Below are 276 nucleotides of genomic sequence, written 5' to 3'. Positions count from 1 at the left end.
ACCATCGGCGCTGAAGAGCTTAACTTCCGTGTTCGGTATGGGAACGGGTGTGACCTCTTCGCCATCATCACTAGACTTATTTGAAAGACAAGACTTATTATATCAAACCCACTCAGTATTACAAGTGTTTTCTCAATAAAATTTGTTCTTTCAAAACTGGATAGAATGACAATTGATTGTGTTCAGTTGTGGAATCGAGTCCACATCTAAATGTTGTCGAGTTCCGTGACCTAGAAACACGCTCCCAGACCGGCCGCACCCGATAAGACGAAGACC

1 rRNA gene is annotated in these 276 nt (G+C 43.5%); it reads right to left on the bottom strand.

Features of this window, described 5'->3' with window-relative positions:
* Window positions 1-75, bottom strand: a 5S ribosomal RNA gene (gene rrf / locus AB5N96_RS13595); the annotation flags it as partial.
* Window positions 76-276: the final 201 nt, after the last annotated feature.

The organism is Chryseomicrobium imtechense, from assembly GCF_041475995.1.
GTDB lineage: Bacteria > Bacillota > Bacilli > Bacillales_A > Planococcaceae > Chryseomicrobium > Chryseomicrobium aureum.
The sequence above is the reverse complement of the archived record's forward strand: the minus strand, read 5'-3'. Positions and strand labels throughout refer to the sequence as shown.